The organism is Xanthomonas sp. PPL134 (assembly GCF_040595915.1).
GTDB classification, from domain to species: Bacteria; Pseudomonadota; Gammaproteobacteria; order Xanthomonadales; family Xanthomonadaceae; genus Xanthomonas_A; species Xanthomonas_A indica.
In genome coordinates, this window is sequence record NZ_JAMDLL010000015.1 from 52,748 (window position 1) to 68,029 (window position 15,282).

The 15,282-nt window shown below is 68.8% G+C and carries 16 protein-coding genes and 1 pseudogene; 10 read left to right on the top strand and 7 right to left on the bottom strand.

Annotation, left to right across the window (positions count from 1 at the left end; all coding sequences use genetic code 11):
- Positions 1–53 precede the first annotated feature (53 nt).
- From M3U25_RS18510 to M3U25_RS18530, 5 genes are all read left to right on the top strand, one after another.
- Positions 54–653, top strand: a complete 600-nt coding sequence (locus M3U25_RS18510) for a TetR/AcrR family transcriptional regulator (protein ID WP_355503136.1) — start codon at positions 54–56, stop codon at positions 651–653.
- A 346-nt stretch (positions 654–999) separates the two neighbouring features.
- Positions 1,000–1,923, top strand: a complete 924-nt coding sequence (rocF, locus tag M3U25_RS18515) for an arginase (RefSeq protein WP_355503134.1) — start codon at positions 1,000–1,002, stop codon at positions 1,921–1,923.
- A 141-nt stretch (positions 1,924–2,064) separates the two neighbouring features.
- A complete protein-coding gene (locus M3U25_RS18520) occupies positions 2,065–2,217 on the top strand; it encodes an entericidin A/B family lipoprotein (RefSeq protein ID WP_010341023.1) in 153 nt (50 codons plus the stop codon).
- Between the two features lie 53 nt (positions 2,218–2,270).
- Positions 2,271–2,405, top strand: a complete 135-nt coding sequence (locus M3U25_RS18525; RefSeq protein ID WP_010341024.1) for an entericidin A/B family lipoprotein — start codon at positions 2,271–2,273, stop codon at positions 2,403–2,405.
- 185 nt (positions 2,406–2,590) lie between these two features.
- A complete protein-coding gene (locus M3U25_RS18530) occupies positions 2,591–2,806 on the top strand; it encodes a CsbD family protein (RefSeq protein WP_010341025.1) in 216 nt (71 codons plus the stop codon).
- A 71-nt stretch (positions 2,807–2,877) separates the two neighbouring features.
- Here the strand turns inward: M3U25_RS18530 and M3U25_RS18535 are convergent, their stop codons facing one another.
- A complete protein-coding gene (locus tag M3U25_RS18535) occupies positions 2,878–3,822 on the bottom strand; it encodes a hypothetical protein (RefSeq protein WP_355503131.1) in 945 nt (314 codons plus the stop codon).
- Positions 3,823–3,931: 109 nt separating this feature from the next.
- Between M3U25_RS18535 and M3U25_RS18540 the strand changes: the two genes are divergently transcribed.
- From M3U25_RS18540 to M3U25_RS18550, 3 genes and pseudogenes are all read left to right on the top strand, one after another.
- Positions 3,932–5,224, top strand: coding sequence for a tryptophan--tRNA ligase (locus tag M3U25_RS18540; RefSeq protein ID WP_355503129.1), 1,293 nt, complete (start codon positions 3,932–3,934; stop codon positions 5,222–5,224).
- A gap of 427 nt (positions 5,225–5,651) precedes the next feature.
- Positions 5,652–6,584 (top strand): MBL fold metallo-hydrolase, encoded by a 933-nt coding sequence (locus M3U25_RS18545; protein WP_355503127.1) that lies wholly within the window; start codon positions 5,652–5,654, stop codon positions 6,582–6,584.
- A gap of 107 nt (positions 6,585–6,691) precedes the next feature.
- Positions 6,692–6,802: pseudogene (locus tag M3U25_RS18550) on the top strand (peptidase); the annotation flags it as partial.
- A gap of 307 nt (positions 6,803–7,109) precedes the next feature.
- Here the strand turns inward: M3U25_RS18550 and M3U25_RS18555 are convergent.
- Together M3U25_RS18555 and M3U25_RS18560 are read right to left on the bottom strand one after the other, a co-directional pair.
- Positions 7,110–7,724: a hypothetical protein gene (locus tag M3U25_RS18555; protein ID WP_355503125.1), complete on the bottom strand. Its 615-nt coding sequence runs from the start codon at positions 7,722–7,724 to the stop codon at positions 7,110–7,112.
- A 441-nt stretch (positions 7,725–8,165) separates the two neighbouring features.
- The gene (locus tag M3U25_RS18560) at positions 8,166–8,576 is read right to left on the bottom strand and encodes a Rap1a/Tai family immunity protein (protein ID WP_355503123.1); all 411 of its coding nucleotides are present in this window, start codon (positions 8,574–8,576) and stop codon (positions 8,166–8,168) included.
- A gap of 122 nt (positions 8,577–8,698) precedes the next feature.
- Here M3U25_RS18560 and yedA point away from each other — a divergent pair, with 122 nt between their 5' ends.
- Both yedA and rarD read left to right on the top strand, forming a co-directional pair.
- Positions 8,699–9,595, top strand: coding sequence for a drug/metabolite exporter YedA (gene yedA / locus M3U25_RS18565; RefSeq protein WP_355503121.1), 897 nt, complete (start codon positions 8,699–8,701; stop codon positions 9,593–9,595).
- Positions 9,592–10,494, top strand: a complete 903-nt coding sequence (gene rarD, locus M3U25_RS18570; protein ID WP_355503119.1) for an EamA family transporter RarD — start codon at positions 9,592–9,594, stop codon at positions 10,492–10,494. Before yedA ends, rarD begins: the two co-directional genes overlap by 4 nt.
- Before the next feature lie 118 nt (positions 10,495–10,612).
- On the opposite strand, the gene M3U25_RS18575 is transcribed toward rarD, so the two are convergent.
- The 4 genes from M3U25_RS18575 to M3U25_RS18590 all read right to left on the bottom strand — a co-directional run bounded on the left by M3U25_RS18575 (position 10,613) and on the right by M3U25_RS18590 (position 15,141).
- Complete coding sequence (locus M3U25_RS18575) at positions 10,613–11,755, bottom strand: alpha/beta fold hydrolase (RefSeq protein WP_355503117.1); 1,143 nt, start codon at positions 11,753–11,755, stop codon at positions 10,613–10,615.
- A gap of 150 nt (positions 11,756–11,905) precedes the next feature.
- Positions 11,906–13,216 (bottom strand): ABC transporter permease, encoded by a 1,311-nt coding sequence (locus tag M3U25_RS18580; RefSeq protein ID WP_355503115.1) that lies wholly within the window; start codon positions 13,214–13,216, stop codon positions 11,906–11,908.
- Between the two features lie 64 nt (positions 13,217–13,280).
- A complete protein-coding gene (locus M3U25_RS18585; RefSeq protein ID WP_355503113.1) occupies positions 13,281–14,438 on the bottom strand; it encodes an FtsX-like permease family protein in 1,158 nt (385 codons plus the stop codon).
- A 13-nt stretch (positions 14,439–14,451) separates the two neighbouring features.
- On the bottom strand, positions 14,452–15,141 hold the full coding sequence (locus M3U25_RS18590; protein ID WP_010340093.1) for an ABC transporter ATP-binding protein: 690 nt from the start codon (positions 15,139–15,141) through the stop codon (positions 14,452–14,454).
- Positions 15,142–15,282 lie beyond the last annotated feature (141 nt).

Consider the following 15,282-nt stretch of genomic DNA (forward strand, 5'->3'; position numbering starts at 1 on the left):
AGCCTACGTCGCCCTGTCCACTAAAGCAAGTGAAGTTGCGTTATGATGATTGAATGAACTCAATCGAAGATCGTTCGCGCCCGGGTGGGCGTTCCGCACGTGTTCGTAGCTCTGTGTTCGAGGCCGTGCTACACGCCCTCGTCACCGACGGGTTTGAGGGGCTTAAAATCCGGGACATCGCAATGCGAGCCGGAGTCAACGAGACTTCGATCTATCGGCGTTGGGGAACTCGAGAAAGCCTGCTATGCGATGTTCTAATCGCTCATAGTGAGAAGTGCATCCCGATGCCTGACACTGGAGGCGTTCGCGGCGATCTGACAGCACTCGCCAACGCGATTGCTTCCTATCTCGACACGCCCCTGGGGGGCGCACTGATACGCGTACTAGCGGTGGCAGTCGACGACGCTGTCGTCGCGCGAGCGCGCGAGGCGTTTTGGCGCGCTCGCTACGAAGCGGCTTCCGTCATCATCACGCGAGCCATTGCTCGTGGAGAGTTACCTGAGTCCACGAATACCCAACTCGTGCTCGAGGCATTGATTGCGCCGTTGCACTTCAGAACCTTGCTCACACGGCGATCGCTGGACAGATCCCTGCCCGAACAATTGGTTAATCTCGTCTTAAACGGAGTACATGTTGCGGTCGTAAAAACGTAATCGATCGAGAGGACTGCGAGCGCCGCCGGATGGGTTCTGCGGTTCGGGTGGTAAAGGTGGAATCCCGTAAAAAGCTCGCACCAATCTTCGAGGGCGCGCACCAGATGATCTGATGCGATATGACTAGCCACTTGATCCTTTAATCTCAATGCGTCATGAGTAGATTTATTCCATCGGCACGCCAAGAAGCGATGGGATCGCCATGATTTCAGGTGGCAACGAGACGCGTTTTTCGGCGTATCTGGACGTGTTCTGCGCCATCGTTGGCCTAGAGTGTGCGACGCAGCGGGTGGTGCCACGCCGGTGTGGTTAGACTGACGGCCACTTTCCGCTGGAGCGTATGTGCATGAGGTCGTCTTTTCTGCCGGTGTCCCTGATCGGCGTGCCTACCGACATCGGTGCGGGTCATCGCGGTGCGCGCATGGGGCCGGAGGCACTGCGCATCGCCGGCCTGCACGAGGCGCTGGCCAATCGTGGCGTGGAGGTGCGCGACATCGGCAACATCGACGGTCCGCGCAATCCCTGGCAGGCGCCGGTCGACGGCTATCGCCACCTGGTCGAAGTGGTGGCCTGGAACCGCGCGCTGATGGAGGCCAGCTATGCCGAACTGCGCGACGGGCGCATGCCGATCGTGCTCGGCGGCGACCACTGCCTGGGCATCGGCTCGATCACCGCGGTGGCGCGGCATTGCCGCGAGCAGGGCCGCAAGCTGCGCGTGCTGTGGCTGGACGCGCACTCGGACTTCAACACCAGCGAGGTGACGCCCTCGGGCAACGTGCACGGCATGCCGGTGGCCTGCCTGTGCGGGCTGGGTCCGCAGGCGCTGACCGAACTCGGCGGCAGCGCGCCGGCGCTGCGGCCGGAGCAGGTGCGGCAGATCGGCATCCGCTCGGTCGACCCGGACGAGAAGCGGCTGATCAAGCAGCACCGCGTCGACGTGTACGACATGCGCTACATCGACGAGATGGGCATGAAGCGGACCATGGAGGCGGCGCTGGACGGGCTGGATGCCGACACCCACCTGCACGTCAGTTTCGACGTGGACTTCCTCGACCCCAGCATCGCCCCGGGCGTCGGCACCACCGTTCCGGGCGGCCCCAATTACCGCGAGGCGCAGCTGGTGATGGAGATGATCGCCGACAGCGGACGCATGGCCTCGCTGGACATCGTGGAGCTGAACCCGGTGCTGGACCATCGCAACCTGACCGCGGAACTGGCGGTGGACCTGGTGGAGAGTCTGTTCGGCAAATCGACGCTGATGCGCGACTGATCCGGTGGCGTCAGCCTGAATGGGTCGCCGGTTCATTCACGTGAAATCCACAGTCGTGACGGCAGATTCACCGCCAGACGGTAGCGCGGCGACGCCTATCGCCGTCCACCCGACCACCTGCGATTGCCCGAGGAAGACACGATGAAGCGACTGACCACCCTGTTGATGCTGACCCTGTTCTGCGCTGGCGTGCTGACCGGCTGCAACACCGTTGCCGGCGCAGGCAAGGACATGCAGAAGGCGGGCGAGAAGGTGGAAGACAAGGCGCAGGATTGCAGCGCTGGCAAGTGCTGAGTTTCGCGCGGCCTGTGTGCCGCGTCCCATGACCAAGTAAAGGAGTGAAACCCATGAAGCGTACGTTTGCGTGGATGCTGCTGGCGATGTTCTCGGTGGGCCTGCTGTCCGGCTGCAACACCGTTGCAGGTGCCGGCAAGGACGTGCAGAAGGCGGGCGAGAAGGTCGAAGACGCTGCCAAGAACTGAGCCTGGTCTCAGTTCCGAAAACGGGTCGGCTTGCCGGCCCGTTTTTTTTTGCGTGGCCACCGGCTAAAGCGTAACGATTCACCATGCTCATGCATCGCTGACGCTGCGTTGATCGGGTTGCGACACCGGCTGCGCGATGCTGTATGACCGGCGCGCAGCGCCGTTCACACATCACGAGAGATGCCATGAACAAAGACATCATTGCCGGCAAGTGGACCCAGCTCAAGGGCAAGATCAAGGCGCAGTGGGGCGACCTGACCGACGACGATTTCGACGTCGCCGAGGGCAACACCCAGTACCTGGCCGGCAAGCTGCAGGAACGCTACGGCTGGGCGCGCGACCGCGCCGAGAAGGAAGTGCACGCCTTCCGCGACAGCCTGGGCAAGGAATACCACGACTGAGCCGCGCACCGCGGCAGCGTCGTCGACACGGGCCGCCTCGCGGCCCGTGCTTTTTTTGCGGGTGTGCTGGCTCAGCGCGCCGGCGGATCCGGCACGTAGTCGCCGGGAAAGGCGTTCGGCGCGACCGCCACGCGCGGCGGCGGCAGGTCGCGCGGCAGCACGCCGCGGGCCACAAGCCGCGCGCGGCTGTCGTAGCGCACCTCGGTGCGTTGCATCGGCACGTCGCTGGCACGCTGGAACTCGGTGACGCGCGAGGGCGACCATTCGCGCGCGCCGTGGCCGGTGCCCAGACGCTGTTGCATGGCCGCAGGGGCGTTGCCCTCGCGCGCAGATGCCCGCGCGTCGGCCGCCGGGGTCGCGGCGAGCGGCGCGGCCGCACTGCGCTCGGGAATGCCTGCGGCCGCTGCCGGTGCAGGCGCCGCATCCGGCGCCGGGATGCCCGGCGTTGCCGCACGCGCGGCTTCGGTGGTGAGCTTGCCGGTGTCGGCGTTCGCGTCGCCCAAGGCGGCATCGGGCCATGCCCACGCTTCGTCGAACACCGCCATGCCGATCACGCCGACGTTGCGCGGGCGTCCGGTGCGTGCCGCGTAGCTGTCGTCCAGGTCGGTGAACACGAACTGCGCCACGTCCTCGGACGATTTGCGCCAACCGGCGATCTCGGTGCGTTGCCAGGGCGACAGCACGTAGCCGCGCTGGTCGCTGGCCGCGGTCTGGCCGCTGACCGTGTTGACGCCGTCCACCGACAGCACCACCAGCACCCGTGCGCCGGTCAGGTTGGTCAGGCGCAGCGCGTAGCGGTGGCCGGGCGTGGCCGCGATCCAGCGCTCGCCGCGCCAGGCGTGCGCGGGCAGCGGCACGCCGCCGGCGTCGCGATCGATCACCTGCAACTGCACCGCCGGCGCCGAGGCCGGTGGCGCAGGCAATGGACGGAAGCCGCACAGCCCGCCGATGCATGACAGCGCGAAGGCGAGGGCGGCGAGGGAACGGCGGGGCAGGGACGGCGCAGGAACGTGCATCGCGGAGACTCCAGGACGGGGACGCCGGATTGAACGCACCATGCGCCGGAACGGGGTTGTCGCGCAGCGGGTAAACTCGACGGGTTACTTCCCGGACCGTCCCTTCCGCATGACCACCCGCGTTCTCACCGGCATCACCACCTCCGGCACGCCGCACCTGGGCAACTACGTCGGCGCCATCCGTCCCGCGTTGCAGGCCAGCCGGCGCCCCGGCATCGAGAGTTTCTTCTTCCTGGCCGACCTGCACAGCCTGATCAAGGCGCAGGATCCGGCGCGCACCCAGCGCTCGACCCTGGAGATCGCGGCGACCTGGCTGGCCGCGGGCCTGGATCCGGCGCAGGTGTGGTTCTACCGCCAGTCGGACGTGCCGGAGACCAACGAGCTGACCTGGTTCCTGACCTGCGTCGCCGGCAAGGGCATCCTCAACCGCGCGCACGCCTACAAGGCGGCGGTGGACAAGAACCGCGCCGACGGCGAGGACGACGATGCCGGCGTCACCGCCGGCTTGTTCATGTACCCGGTGCTGATGGCCGCCGACATCCTGCTGTTCAAGGCGCAGCAGGTGCCGGTGGGCCGCGACCAGATCCAGCACATCGAAATGGCGCGCGACTTCGCGCAGCGCTTCAACCACGTCTACGGCCGCGAGCACTTCGTCCTGCCCGATGCGCTGATCGACGAACAGGTGGCGACGCTGCCCGGGTTGGACGGTCGCAAGATGAGCAAGAGCTACGACAACACCATTCCGCTGTTCGCCCCGCGCGAGGAGCTGAAGAAGCGGGTGTTCGCCATCGTCACCGATTCGCGCGCGCCCGGCGAGCCGAAGGACACCGAGGGCTCGGCCCTGTTCCAGCTGTACCAGGCCTTCGCCAGCGCCGAGGAGACGGCCGCGTTCGCGCGGGCGTTCGCCGCCGGCATCGGCTGGGGCGAGGCCAAGCAGCAGTTGTTCGAGCGCATCGAGGCCGAGATCGCGCCGATGCGGGTGCGCTACGAGGCGCTGATGGCGCGTCCGCAGGACATCGAGGCGATCCTGCGCGACAACGCGCAGCGCCTGCGCGAACGCTATGCGATCCCGTTCCTGGCCGAGCTGCGGCACGCGGTGGGCCTGCGCGATCTGTCGGCGCAGGCCGATGGAGCCACCGAAGCGGCGACCGCCAAGCAGGCGCTGCCGAGCTTCAAGCAGTACCGCGAAGCCGATGGCCAGTTCTACTTCAAGCTGCTCGATGGCGAGGGCGTGCTGCTGTTGCAGAGCGGCGGCTTCGCCTCGCCGCGCGATGCCGGGCAGACCATCGCCGCGCTCAAGCAGGCCGCACAGGCCGACGCGTTGCAGGCGGCGCCGGTGACCCTGGAGGCACCGGCCGAGACGGTGCTGGCGGCGCTGGAGCGCTTGCGCGAGGCGGGTTGAGCGCTCGCACGGCGGTCCGTCGTAGGAGCGGCTTCAGCCGCGACAGGCATTCCTCGGAATGCCTGTCGCCTAGGAATGCCTGTCGCGGCTGAAGCGGCTCCGACAGGGCGGCACTAGTCTTGTCGGAGGATTGCATTGTGGGAGGGACTTCAGTCCCGACGACGGAGGGTGTCAGGCGGCGTTCGGCTTCGCCTGTCGCGGCTGCATGACGGTCGACTCCTACAGACAAATTGACGCGTTCCATCGCGACATCCGACGCGCGTGTGTTTGCCGGCCGCATGCAGTCGGGACTGAAGTCCCTCCCACAATGGGCTGTCGGGTCTCCGGCGTTTCCGTTATTCGTCCTCATCCGCTCCTTGCCGCCCGGCACTGGCAGCATCCTCCATACCGCCTAGAATGGAGCCTCGCCCAGCCACGCTTCTGCGCCATGCCACGCGATCCCAGCATCCATCTCGTCGATACCGGCTTCCAGCGCGCGCAGTTCGATGCCGCCTACCTGATCGTGGAGAACGGGCGCGGCGCCTTCGTCGACTGCGGCACCAGCCATGCCGTACCGGTGCTGCTGGACGCATTGGCGCACGCCGGCCTGGCGCCGGCCGATGTGGACTGGCTGATCCTCACCCACGTGCATCTGGACCACGCCGGCGGTGCCGGTGCGCTGCTGCAGCACCTGCCGAACGCGCGCCTGCTGGCGCATCCGCGTGGCGCGCCGCACATGATCGATCCGGCGCGGCTGATCGCCGGCGCCACCGCGGTGTACGGCGAGGCGGAGATGGCGCGCAGCTACGGCAGCATTCTGCCGGTGCCGGCAGAGCGCGTGGTGGTGGCCGAGGACGGCCATCGCGTGTCGCTGGCTGGGCGCGAACTGCTGTGCATCGATACCCCGGGACACGCACGGCATCACCTGTGCGTGTGGGACGCGCGCAGCCGCAGCTGGTTCAGTGGCGACACCTTCGGCCTGTCCTACCGCGAACTGGACAGCCCGCGCGGTGCGTTCGCGATCCCGACTTCGTCGCCGGTGCAGTTCGAGCCGGAGGCGATGCAGGCCTCGATCCAGCGCATGCTCGGCTACGCCCCGCAGAAGCTGTATCTCACCCACTACGGCCCGGTGGAGGGCGCCGACACGTTGGCGACGGAACTGCTGGAGCAACTGGAGGCGATGGTGGCGATCGCGCGCGGTTGCGATGGCCGCTCCGATCGCCATCGTTGCCTGGTCGCGGCGCTGACCGCGTTGTATCTGGAGCGCGCGCGGCTGCATGGCTGTCCGCTGGACGATGCCGGCGTGGAGCGCGTGCTGCACATGGATATCGAGCTCAATGCGCAGGGCCTGGCCTGCTGGCTGGACCGCCCCGCGCGCTGAACGGCACCTCGCCTCGCGCACGCGAAAGCGTCGCCGCGCTGTCTCGGCGCGACGCCATTCTCTACACTGTGCGGCCCGCTTGTTGCCAGGTCGTGACCGTGAACCCGATGCGCATGTTGCTGCTGTCCGCTTCCCTGTTCATGGGAGATGCGGCACAGGCGGCCAACGATGCGCTGGCCGGCGAGACGGGCGGCGACGCCGACGCACTGGAGCGGCATGCGTTGCCGGCGGCGTGCGATGCCTCTGAAGGCCGTGGCCCGGCGATGCCGGGCTGAGCGATCTCGCAGGAAAGACGATGCCGGGTCTGCGGCACGCTGGCCACCACGGCAAGCCGGTTGCGCAGTGCTGGCGCCTGTTGGCGATGGCCGCCGACGCGCACGGTTGCGCTGGGTGTCGCGGCAGAAGGGACTTCCCAATCGTGCTGCAGGGTCATCCGTAGGAGGGACGATGCGCTGTCGGGCGCGTCGTGACGAGAAGGGCCGCCGACCGGTCAGACGCACGCTGGCGCTGCAGGGCGGCCGCCGCTCAGGCGGTGGTATCGATCAACCCGCCGACGATGCCCTGATTGAGCAGGTCGCCGGTCACCGTGCCGCTGAGGCTGGGGTTGGACTGCAACAGGGACGACAGCTGCGGGGACAGGCCCTGGCTGCTGAAGACACCATTGGCGTTGTACAAGCCGGGCATCGATGGCGGCGCGCTGATGGTCCCGAGCAGGCCCTGGTCGTACGTCTGGGTGGCCTGGTCGAGGGTGGGATACGGCGAGGTGGTCGTCGAGGTCGCGGTGCCGGTGCCGCTGGTCGACGTCGAGGGATCGGTGCTGGACCCGGAGGTGCCGGTGGTCGCGCTCGAACGCGCGTCGCTCGGGCCCGCGCTGACGATGCTGTTGAACAGCCCGGCTGCGTTGTAGGTCAGGCCCGTGTCGGCCGGGATGGTCCCCGCGAGGCCGCCGAGGCCGAAGATCACCGAGGCGTCGCCGGACAGTTCCACGGCCTGCTGCACGGCGGCCGGGTCGTTGCTGCTGACGACCGGATTGCCGGCCTGGGCCGCGTCGCTGGAGGCGCCGGGGCTGGAAAAACCATACGGCGAGGCGCCATACGGAGTGACGGTGCCCAGCGGCGACAGTGCGGTATCGATGGCCATGGCGGTGCTCGGCGAGCAGGTGTATGCGCGTACAGATACGCCCGTGCGGCTGAACCGTCTCTTAGGTATTTCGGGTGACCGCGCAGCGCCGGGGCAGGTGCCAGCCGCGTCGGCATGCACATCCATTGATCGGCAAAGACGTCAGTACCGGAACTGCATTGAGCAGCACACTCCTTGCGCGAGACCGATCGCGTTTCCTCCGCGGGAGCGCGGCGCGGGACGGCCGCGCACAGGGCGGCCACTGACACGACGCGGCGCGCTCGTACTGGCCTGCAACACCGGCCTGGTGGTGCGGTGGAACGCCGGGCGCCGCTGCGGCGGGTGGCGGCCGGCTGTGCTGCCACGGTGAATGACCCGCCGGCACCCGCTACGGTTATCGCGCCAGCTGTGGCGAATCACGGTCTCGCCGCGCCGACGCGACCCTGCAGGCAGTCGGGCGCCTCAGCGCGATGGGCGGCGCGGCGTGGACTTGCAGGGATACCGTTTGGCCAAGGCCTGCACGACCAGGTCGCTGGCGTGCGCGTCCAGGCGCGTGTCGGGCAGCGCGCCGAGATCGGCGACCAGGGCCTGGACATCCGGTGGACCGGACTGGCCGGCCGGTCGGCACCATCGCACGCCCTCGCTGCCGGCCGCGATGCCGAGCATGTAGGCCGCCGCCGTGCGCGAGGACACCATGACCCGCAGTTCCTGCGGTTGCTGCGGACCCAGGTCGGCGGCCAGCGAGCCGTCCAGCGGGGCTTCCAGCAGCTGATGCCCGTTCAAGTCCCAGGGAGCAGCAGGCGGACGTGCCATGCTGGCGCTGCTGAGCGCGGCCAGCAAGGGCAGCGCGAGCCAGGTGCGGTGTGATGTCATCCACGACTCCTTTCTCGACGAGTGATCTGCACGCGGCGGCGGCGCGACACGCGCGGGTGAGACGGCTTGCGCGCAGGGCAGGTGCTCTAGAATAGCGCCCCTGCTGTCTCTGGCGCCGTCCGATGCCGTCTGCTCCTGTCGCTGCCGTGCCTGCGCGCGGCGGCTTCGTCGTTCTCGCCCTGTTCCTGGTCTACGTCGTCTGGGGCTCGACCTACCTGGCGATCCGTTTCGCCCTGGAAGGCGGCGCGCCGCCGCTGAGCGTGGTCTCCGGCACCCGCTTCGTGATCGCCGGCAGCGTGCTGTACGCGGTGCTGCGCTGGCGCGGCGTGGCCGCGCCCACGCGCGCGCAGTGGCGGCCGCTGGCCATGCTCGGCGCACTCATGCTGGTCTGCGGCAATGGCCTGGTGGTGCTGGCCGAGCGCCAGGTGTCGTCGGGGTTGGCGGCGGTGGCGGTGGCCTCGGTGCCGCTGTGGATGGCGCTGTTCGGCACGCTGCGCGGCCACCATGCCAGCCGCGGCGAGTGGCTGGGTATCGTGGTCGGCTTCGCCGGGGTGGTGTGGCTCAACGCCGGCAGCAGTCTCACTGCCAGTCCGCTGGGCCTGATGCTGCTGTTGATCGCGCCGATCGGCTGGGCGTTCGGCTCGGTGTGGTCGCGCGGGCGCGACCTGCCGATGCCGTTCATGGCGGCTGCCGGGCAGATGCTGTGCGGCGGCGTGATGCTGGTGGCGATCGGCCTGCTCAGCGGCGAACGCCTGCACACCCTGCCGAGCGCGCAGGGCCTGCTGGCGGTGGCCTACCTGTGCGTGTTCGGCTCGATCGTCGCCTTCACCGCCTACGTGTGGCTGCTGCAGAACGTGCGCCCGGCCCTGGCCGGCAGCTATGCCTACGTCAATCCGGTGATCGCGGTGGCGCTGGGCAGCTGGCTCGGCCAGGAGCGCTTCAGCGCCAGCGACGTCGGCGCGATGGCGGTGATCCTGGCCGGGGTGGTGGTGATCACCGTGGCGAGGACCCGGCGATGACCGCGGCCTCCGCGCAGGACGCGCGGCGCGGGCTGTGGATCACCGCGGCGACCTTCGCCCTGTGGGGCGTGGTGCCGGTGTACTGGCACCTGCTGCAGGCGGTGCCGTCGCCGCACATCATCGCCCACCGCATCGTCTGGAGCACGCTGCTGGTGGTGGCGTGGCTGGCGTACAGCGCGCGCCTGCAGTGGTTGCGGCGCATCGCCGCGCAGCCGCGCGCGCTGGCCACGCTGGCGCTGAGCAGCCTGGCGATCGCCTTCAACTGGGGGCTGTACATCTGGGCGGTCAATGCCGGCCACGTGATCGAGACCAGCCTGGGCTACTTCATCAATCCGCTGGTCAACGTGCTGCTCGGGGTGCTGGTGCTGCACGAGCGGCTGCGCCCGTTGCAGTGGCTGGCGGTGGCCTGCGCCGCGCTAGGCGTGGCCTGGCTGACCGTCGACGCCGGCACCCTGCCGTGGATCGCACTGGGCCTGGCCGGCTCGTTCGGGCTGTACGGCCTGCTGCGCAAGCTGGTGCAGGTGGATGCGGTGGCCGGGCTGGGCGTGGAGAGCCTGTACCTGTTCCTGCCGGCGCTGGGCTTCGTGCTGTGGGGCGAGGCCGGCCACGGCGGCGGCTTCGCCGGCGGCTGGGGCTGGCGCAACGACCTGCTGCTGGTGTTCGGCGGCGTGGTCACTGCAGTGCCGCTGATCGGTTTCGCCTACGGCGTGCGGCGCATCCCGCTATCGCTGGTCGGGCTGCTGCAGTACATCGCGCCGAGCCTGCAGTTGCTGCTGGGCGTATGGTTCTTCCGCGAACCGTTCGACGCCGGCAAGGCGATCGGGTTTGCCGCGATCTGGATCGGGTTGCTGCTGTTCGCCGGTGAGAGTCTGTGGCGGCGAGCGGGGATTCGGGATTAGGGATTGGCAAGAGCCTGAGCCGCCGCGGAACCAGCAGGCCGACAGTACAGCCCGCTGTTACGAATCCCCAATCCCGACTCCCCGCTTTCCACAGCCGAATGGCTGGTCATCCCGCCGCTCAGCCGCGGCTACCGCTCGCGGCAGGGCCGCCCGTCAGCTGCAGCTCCGGATCCAGGCGCGGCGGCAGCGGCTGCGGGCAGCGGCCGCCGTGGCGCGGCGCCGGCAGGTCGGCGAACCAGTCCTCCACGGTCGGCGCCAGCAGGTCCAGTCGCATCGGCAGGCTCAGGTGGTTCTCGCCGGGCATCTCCAGGTAGTGGGCGCGCGGGGCGTCCAGCGCCAGCAGGCGGCCGTGCGCCACCGGGATGTGCTGGTCGGCGCTGCCGTGCAGCAGCAGCACGCAGGCCGGCGCGGCGCGCGCGGCGGCGGTGACGTCGACCTGGTCCAGGTTCAGCGCCAGGCGCTGGTTGGCGTTGGCGATCACCGCGTCCAGGTTCTGCCCGCCGTAGCGCCAGCGCGCCAGATCCATCGCCGCGCTGGCCATCCAGCCGCGCGGGCGACTGGCGAGCATGTGCGGGATCATGTCGCGGATGCCGCGGCCGGCGTTGGCGAACGATTCCATCGCGACCACGCCATCGACCTGGTCGCCGAGCTTCTGCGCGGCAAACAGCGCGGTGGCCGCGCCATAGGACACGCCGAACAGGTACACCGGGCCCTGTACCTCGCCGCTGGCGCGCAGGGCGCGGATCACCGCGACCACATCGTCGGACTCGCGGGTGCCATAGCCGGCCGGGCCGCCGCCGGAGCGGCCGTGGTTGCGCAGGTCGATGCTGATGCTGCGGTAGCCGGCCTGGGCCAGGTCCAGCGACCACGGCAGCAGCGAGTCGCCGTCCATCATCCAGCCGTGCAGCAGCACCACGGTGCCGCGTGGGGCGGCGTGCGTGGCGGGCGCCGGGGTCGCCACCTCCATGGCGAAGTCGGCGTGCTCGTGGCCGCTGGCGTCGCGGCCGGCGTGCTCGTAGCGGTAGCGCATGTGGTAGTCGCCCGGGTCGATGGCGCGCCAGAAGATCGGGATGCCGCCCGGCACCACCACGTGGCCGCTGCGGTTGGGCAGGGTCGCCAGCAGGCTCTGGATGCGTTCCTCGTCCATCAGCGGCGACACGCCGCCCGGCGCGACCAGGCGGTCGCTGAGCGAGGTGGAGGAGCAGGCGCTCAGCCACAGGCTGGCGCAGAGGACGAGCAACAGGCGCAGGCGCGAGGACATGGGGGTGGCGGCGTGGAACCAAATGGCCGCGCAGGCTAGCGCCTGGGCGGCGGCCGTTCTACCGCGTTTCGATGACGAAACGATGACGCGTCATCCGCCATTGGGCCGGGCCGGGACAGGGGTCCCGGCCCGGTGCGTTCAGCGATGGCGCTACAGCGCGCGCAGGGCGGTGGTGATCGGCAACCGCGCCGCACGCAGCGCCGGGAACAGGCCGCCGACCAGGCCGATGCCCAGCGCCCACTTCAGTCCGGTCCACAGCAGCGGCGGGGACACCTTGAACTGGAACACCACCTGGCTGAAGTTGCTGCCCAGGGTGGAGACGCTGTAGCCGTTGAAGATCGCCCAGGCGATCAACCCGCCCAGCACCCCGCCGAGCAGCGCCAGCAGCATGGTCTCCAGCATCACCGCCATCACCACCGGCAGCCCGCGGAAGCCGAGCGCGCGCATGGTAGCGATCTCGCGGGCGCGGGTGGCGACCGCGGCGTACATGGTGTTGAGCGCGCCGAACACCGCGCCGATCGCCATGATGGTGCCGATGAAGGTGCCCAGGACCTCCAGCACCTTGCTGAGATTGCCGCCCTGCTTGCGGTAGTACTCGCGGGCGGTGAACACGTCCAGCTTCAGCCGCGGGTCGGCGTCCATCGCCGCCTTGAACTGGCGGAAGCCGTCCTGGCCCTGGGTGCGCACGCTGATCGACTGATAGGCGCTGCGGTTGTAGGTGGTGGCCAGGGTCTGGGTGTCGGTCCACAGCTCCGAGTCGTGGGCGTCGCCGCTGGCGAACACGCCGACCACGGTCCAGGTCTGGTTGCCCAGGGTCAGGGTCTGGCCGAGCTGCAGGCCGCGGAACTGCGACTGCGCGCCCTTGCCGACCACGATCTCGCGCAGGCCGGGGGTGAAGCGACGGCCCTGCAGGATCTTGACCTTGTCGTGCACCGCCCAGCCCTGCTCGCCGACGCCGCGGAACTGCGCGTTGACGTCGGTGCCGTCGGACTTGGACAGCAGGTTCACCACCTGCGACAGCTCCGGCGAGACCAGCGGGCGGTTGTCGGCGCCGCGCGCCACGCCGGCCAGGCTGGCGATCAGCGGCACCTGGTCGCGGGTGATGACCGAGTTGGTCTCGGCCTGCGAGCCGCCGCGCAGCACGATGGCGGTGGTGTCGTCGCCGGTGCTCTCCAGGGTCGCCTGGAAGCCCTGGCCCATCGCCAGCATCGCCACCAGCACGCCGACCACGCCGGCGATGCCGACCACGATCACCGAACTGGCGCCCCAGCGCTGCGGCAGGCTGGCGATGCCGATGCGCGCGGCCGCCAGCGACAGCCGGCCGCTGCGGGTGACCAGCAGCAGCACGGCGAGCACCGCCACCAGCGCCAGGACCATGAACCAGGGCAGGGCGATCCAGATTCCCAGGCCGATCGCCAGCGCCGCGATCGCCAGGACATTCCATAACCATTGCATCTTCATTGCGTTGTTCCTCGGGTCTGCGTCGCCGTCCGTGGCATCGATGTGCTGGAGAGAAAGCGCGGGCTCAACGCCCGGCGAGGGCGTCGACGATCTTCAGCCGCTGCGCGCGCAGCGCCGGCAACAGGCCGACCACCACGCCGATGACCAGCATCAGCGCCGCGCCGATCAGCCAGGTCTGCACCGGCACCGCGTGCACCGGCAGCGCGCCGCGGCTGGCGCTGCCCAGCACCGGGATCGCCACCGACGCCAGCGCCATGCCGAGCAGGCCGCCGAGTACGATCAGCAGCACCGACTCCACGATCACCAGGGCCAGCACCGTGCGGTCCTGGAAGCCCAGGGTCTTGAGCGTGGCCAGTTCCGGGATGCGCTCGCGCACCGCCTGCGCCATGGTGTTGCCGGTCAGCAGCACCAGGGTGAAGAACACCGCGCCCATGATCGAGGTGACGATCAGGCCGATGTCGGCGAACTGCTTGACGAAGGCCTGCTGGAACGCCGACTCGGTCTGCGACTTGGTCTCGTGGTCGGAGTTGGCCGACAGCGCATCGATCGCCTGCGCCACGCGCGAGGCGTGCTCCGGGTTGTCCAGCCGCACCGTGTACCAGCTGACCTTGCCCTTGATGTAGTCGTTGCTCTCGTCGAAGTACTTCCAGTTCATCATCAACTGGTTCTCGGCCTGCACGTTGGCGCGGTCCTTGGCGCGGAAGATCGCCTTCAGCTCCAGCGGCCAGTCGTTGCTGCCGCCACGCGGGAAGATGGTGGCCTGCAGTGGGATCACGTCGCCGACCTTCCAGCCGTGCTTCTTCGCCAGCGCTTCGCCTACCGCCGCCCCGGTGTGGGTGTCGCGGAAGGCCTTGAGCTGCTCCGGCGGCATCTCGTATTCGCTGTACACGTCGAAGAAGTTCGGTGCGACCGAGAAGTTCGGGAAGAAGTCCTTGGGATCCTTGTAGATGCCGCCGAACCACATCGCATAGGTCACGTCGCGCACGCCGGGTACGCTGCGGATCTGCGCTTCCAGGCGCACCGGCAGCGACTGGGTGATCGACAGGCGCGAGGCCACGACCAGGCGGTTGACCCCTTCCACCGAACCGCCGGCGGTGAACGCCACGCGCACCGAGTCGAGCAGGCCGAACAGCAGGAACGCGACGATCACCGAGAACAGGGTCAGCACGGTCCGCGTTTTGCTGCGGAACAGTTGCGCCCAGATCAACGAGAAATACTTCATGGCATCGCCTCGCTCAGTGCGCGGCCGGCGCGTCGGCCAGCTCGCCCTTGTCTAGGTGCACGGTATGGGTGGCGTACTCGGCCGCCTTGGGGTCGTGGGTGACCATGACGATGGTCTTGCCGTGGCTGCGGTTGAGTTCCTGCAGCAGGCCCAGCACGTCCTCGGCCGAGCGCCGGTCGAGATCGCCGGTGGGTTCGTCGCAGATCAGGAAGGTGGGATCGGAGACGATGGCGCGGGCGATCGCCACGCGCTGCTGCTGGCCGCCGGACAGTTCGCTGGGTTTGTGGTTGCGGCGTTCGGCCAGGCCGACCAGGGTCAGCGCGATCTCGGCATTGCGCTTGCGCTGGGCGGCGCCGAGAGAGGTCAGCAGCAGCGGCAGTTCGACGTTCTTCTGCGCGGTGAGCATCGGCATCAGGTTGTAGAACTGGAACACGAAGCCGACGTGGTGGCTGCGCCAGGTGGCGAGCTGGCCGCCGCTCATGCGGTCGATGCGCTGGCCTTCGATCTCGATCTCGCCGCCGCTGGGCGAGTCCAGCCCACCGATCAGGTTGAGCAGGGTGGTCTTGCCGGAGCCGGACGGGCCCATCAGGGCGACGAAGTCGCCGCGGGCGATATCCAGGTCGATGCCGTGCAGGACCTGGACTTTCTCGGGGCCGCGCTGGTAGGTCTTGGTGACGTTGCGCAGGGTGACGAGGGTGGACATGGTGGTGTTCCTGGCGGTGGACGAGGTGGAGGCGATGTGGTCGCCGATGGCGGCGAGGAGATTACGGTTGCGATTGCGGTAGCAAGTGCACTTGTTGCTTCTGCTCTTGCTGTTGCTGTTGCGGTTGTTCTTGCTTTTGAC

Bases quoted from the DNA above. Each gene is read 5' to 3' on its own strand.
- M3U25_RS18510 (WP_355503136.1), top strand. From the start codon at position 54: ATGAACTCAATCGAAGATCGTTCGCGCCCGGGTGGGCGTTCCGCACGT.
- rocF (WP_355503134.1), top strand. From the start codon at position 1,000: ATGAGGTCGTCTTTTCTGCCGGTGTCCCTGATCGGCGTGCCTACCGAC.
- M3U25_RS18520 (WP_010341023.1), top strand. From the start codon at position 2,065: ATGAAGCGACTGACCACCCTGTTGATGCTGACCCTGTTCTGCGCTGGC.
- M3U25_RS18525 (WP_010341024.1), top strand. From the start codon at position 2,271: ATGAAGCGTACGTTTGCGTGGATGCTGCTGGCGATGTTCTCGGTGGGC.
- M3U25_RS18530 (WP_010341025.1), top strand. From the start codon at position 2,591: ATGAACAAAGACATCATTGCCGGCAAGTGGACCCAGCTCAAGGGCAAG.
- M3U25_RS18535 (WP_355503131.1), bottom strand. From the start codon at position 3,822: ATGCACGTTCCTGCGCCGTCCCTGCCCCGCCGTTCCCTCGCCGCCCTC.
- M3U25_RS18540 (WP_355503129.1), top strand. From the start codon at position 3,932: ATGACCACCCGCGTTCTCACCGGCATCACCACCTCCGGCACGCCGCAC.
- M3U25_RS18545 (WP_355503127.1), top strand. From the start codon at position 5,652: ATGCCACGCGATCCCAGCATCCATCTCGTCGATACCGGCTTCCAGCGC.
- M3U25_RS18555 (WP_355503125.1), bottom strand. From the start codon at position 7,724: ATGGCCATCGATACCGCACTGTCGCCGCTGGGCACCGTCACTCCGTAT.
- M3U25_RS18560 (WP_355503123.1), bottom strand. From the start codon at position 8,576: ATGACATCACACCGCACCTGGCTCGCGCTGCCCTTGCTGGCCGCGCTC.
- yedA (WP_355503121.1), top strand. From the start codon at position 8,699: ATGCCGTCTGCTCCTGTCGCTGCCGTGCCTGCGCGCGGCGGCTTCGTC.
- rarD (WP_355503119.1), top strand. From the start codon at position 9,592: ATGACCGCGGCCTCCGCGCAGGACGCGCGGCGCGGGCTGTGGATCACC.
- M3U25_RS18575 (WP_355503117.1), bottom strand. From the start codon at position 11,755: ATGTCCTCGCGCCTGCGCCTGTTGCTCGTCCTCTGCGCCAGCCTGTGG.
- M3U25_RS18580 (WP_355503115.1), bottom strand. From the start codon at position 13,216: ATGAAGATGCAATGGTTATGGAATGTCCTGGCGATCGCGGCGCTGGCG.
- M3U25_RS18585 (WP_355503113.1), bottom strand. From the start codon at position 14,438: ATGAAGTATTTCTCGTTGATCTGGGCGCAACTGTTCCGCAGCAAAACG.
- M3U25_RS18590 (WP_010340093.1), bottom strand. From the start codon at position 15,141: ATGTCCACCCTCGTCACCCTGCGCAACGTCACCAAGACCTACCAGCGC.